The sequence below is a fragment of the Neisseria sp. HMSC064E01 genome, assembly GCF_001808875.1.
GTDB lineage: Bacteria > Pseudomonadota > Gammaproteobacteria > Burkholderiales > Neisseriaceae > Neisseria > Neisseria sicca_A.
In genome coordinates, this window is the sequence record NZ_KV794872.1 from 1 (window position 1) to 3,435 (window position 3,435).

Below are 3,435 nucleotides of genomic sequence, written 5' to 3' on the forward strand. Positions count from 1 at the left end.
TTATGAGTGTCCAAGATTTGGGGGCCAGTTCATGTTTCAGACGACCTTTTTATATGCGGAGATCTTTGCAATAAGATGAGTTATTAAAATTTTATGTTCAATGCCATTTTCAAAATGAAAAACCTACCTGATTTCTTCCACTTTTTTTCAATATCAGTTTAGCCAATTGAAAATTTTTTTGGCGCATTTTTATGCGTCAAATTTCGTTAACGGACCATTTTTGCAAAGGTCTCAGATTGAAAACTTTGAGAATATATTGAAAAAGCCGGCAAACATTATGTTTGTCGGCTTTTTAGTCAGTACAGTATTAAGAATGCTGACGGTTAGGTTTAGAACTTATAACTGATGGTAAACAGCAAAGTCCTGCCACGCGCATAGTTATTCAGAACGGAGCGTGTCGTGCCGCCATATTTGCCATTGCATAAACCGTTGGCATCACATTCAACTTCTTCGTCATCTAAACCGCCTTTTCTTTCAAATACGCTGAAATAGCGCTGAGTTGCGGCATCGTTTGCGGCATCCAAAGGATCGATATAGCGCTTATTGAACGCATTTTGAATGTCGAAACGAAGGATAAGGTTTTTCTTCGGTTCGTAATTGGCATAGAAATCAAAAATCAGCGGCTGTCTGTTGATGCTTTCTGTTTTTTTGATCGCCCTTCTGCCCATTTGGTGTGAAGAGTAGGTGTTGGCACCGGTTGTACCGTCAACAAATTCTTCCTCAGTCGTCGCCCGTGTACTTTTGCCGTAATAGCGCATAATGCCGCCGATGGTCAATTTGTTGCCTAACCAGCGGGAACCCAATTCAAACCGCCCGTAATCTCGGGGCAAGCGGGAAATTTTGCTTAAGCCGTAACCTTGTTTGATTTGGTCTTCTTTAGAAGAATTACGGGGCGATTCGCTGGCATCGCTATAATTGGTCGGCTGGTTGGTTTTTTGATATGCGTAAGACAGGGTTGAAAAAAAGCGACCGAAATCATAGTTCATTTCCACTTCCAAACCATTTTTATGGACAGGTTTGGCATAGTTTCGATGCTGGATAGAGTATTGCAGGCCGGTACTGGTTACCCAGCTGGGTGCTTTATCCAAATCCCACCATTTGCCATAAACATTGTGAATATAGTTGTTTATCCTGCTGCGATAGGCGACCAGTTTGAAACCCAATACATCATCCGGCTTGAAAATCCCTTTTTTGAAGGTATTGAAGCCTATTTGGTAAGTATTGGCCTGTTCCGGCTTAAGGGCGGTATTGACGCCCGAGTCGCCGATTTGTGAAAAATACATTTCTTGAATATTTGGCATTCTATGCGTACGCGAATAGCTGATAAACGGCATAAAGTAGTCGTTGACATTGATGTTTAATGCCACCGAATGGTTTACCGCATGCTTTTTACCGGATTTGGTATAAACCGGTTCGTAAAGGTCGCAGCTTGGTGTGCAATGCTGTTTATAAGTTTCAGAATCTTCTCCAAATGCTTTTTTAAAGTCTTCTTGGGTATTGAAGTAGTCGGTATATTCGCCTTTGTAGCGGTAGTTGACCATATTGGTGCTGTAATTCAATTGATAAATGCCTTTTTTCAAGGAAGTATCAAAATAGAACGTATTGAATTTTTGCTGGCCTGAAGGTTGTAATATGGTTGATTTTTGAGGAAATATTCCTTTGTCGCCTTTGAAGCGGCCCAAAAAGCTGTACAGGCCGGCATCTTGGTCGGGGCCGTCGTAAAACAGGCTCAGCTCTTCCGGAAAGCGGTTTTTACTGTATTGGTTTTTAAAGAAATTGAAACCGACGGTGGCTTTTAAATCTGTTTTGTTGGGAAGGTTGAAAGAGAAGCGGTTGTTGATATCCAAAAGGTTGGCTGTGTTTTTGGTTTCCAAATAATCCAGCAGCCCCCATCCTGAAAAACGTGAGTTTTTCGGATATTTTTGTTTTCCCAGATTATGGGCGGCCAATACGTTTAAATCAACATAATCGCCAATGTTTAAATTGTAATTGGCTTGGTAGCTGCGATTTTCTACTTTGCGGCTGCCGATACGGTTGTTCATGGTACGAAGCTGAAGATCCAGCTTGTTGTTGTCGTTTTCGTATTCCACTTTGACCAAATGACTGTTTGAGCGTTGTTGCAGGCTGGTAGGGTCGATAGGTGTCAGATCCCATTGCGGTGCCAAATTCTCTTTCCAGCTTCTTTCCAAATCATCAACATAATCTCTTTGCAAAACCTCAGGATCGTTATATTTTTTGGAGAAAGGGTAGTCCCAATAGCTTTTACCGACTGCGTTGCGCTTAGAAAAGTCGCGAACCCAACGATTTTGCCCTTGGTCGAATTTCAATAAGTTGCTTTCAAAATATTCTTGTTTTTTACGGTCCAAATATTCTTCGCCAAAATTGCCGATACGCTGACCGCCGCCGCCTACTTTATAGTTTTGCTCGACATTACGGTGGCTGTAACCATATAACGCGCCAAGGCGTGCACCGCTTTCAAACCATTTTTGTACCGCTCCGGTTGCCATAAAATTGCTTTTTGTGCTGTTTGTGCCGGTCAATCCTTTGGTTAAAAGGCCGAAGGTATGGTTTCCGTGTACCACATCGTCTACCCGTAAAGTACGGAAATTGGCTGTACCGGATAAGGTATTGATGCCATTGGCACCCGAGAAACTGCCTTTGGTTACATCCACACCGGCAATAAAATTGGGATCCAGTGCCGTACCGAATTGCGAAGAGCTGCCGCTGCGTCCGGCATCGGCAGAAGTGGAATAGAAGGTTTGGGTTACGCCGTCAACCATCGTATTGACGCGTCCCAAACCGCTATCGCCACGAATATTGACCGCCAATACCCCCGATCCCTTGTCTTGTTGGGTGAAGACGCCGGGCATGCTCCGCACGATGGCATCGATGTTTTCGCTGGATTGATAAACGCGTTCACGCGAACTTTGGGCTTGACCTTCGGTAAAAACTTTTTTCTCTTTGGCAATGTATTTGCCTTTGACTTGAATTTCATCAAGCTCTTGAGTTGAAACCTCATTTTCTGCGTGTGCGATACTTGTTATAGCCAGTAAAGATAATGTCAGTAGGTTTAATTTGAAATTCGGATTCATAATAGTTACCTCAGAAACGAAGTCCGTTACTTTATAACATATTATTAAACTTTACAAATATTTTAATAATGAATTTCATTTATTGAAAAATAAAACAGATTCTTGTTTTAGGGGATAACCCAAAAGCATATAATGAATATGACTGAAAAGATAAAGCGGGTCAGAGTTTGAATTTGATTAGCTGGAAAGAGGGAAGATTTAATTGGATTTAAACAGACGAAAAAAGAAAATTTGATTGCAATATGTGAATTGGGCCGTCGGTTTAAAATGAAACCGGCAAAAAACGTGAAATGCAAAATATAAAGTCAATATGAGACCTTTGCAAAATTCCCCAAAATCCCCT

1 protein-coding gene is annotated in these 3,435 nt (G+C 41.7%); it reads right to left on the reverse strand.

Going from position 1 to position 3,435, the window contains the following annotated elements:
- Positions 1–329: 329 nt before the first annotated feature.
- Positions 330–3,092: a TonB-dependent receptor domain-containing protein gene (locus HMPREF2572_RS00620; protein ID WP_070495408.1), complete on the reverse strand. Its 2,763-nt coding sequence runs from the start codon at positions 3,090–3,092 to the stop codon at positions 330–332.
- Between the last annotated feature and the right edge of the window lie 343 nt (positions 3,093–3,435).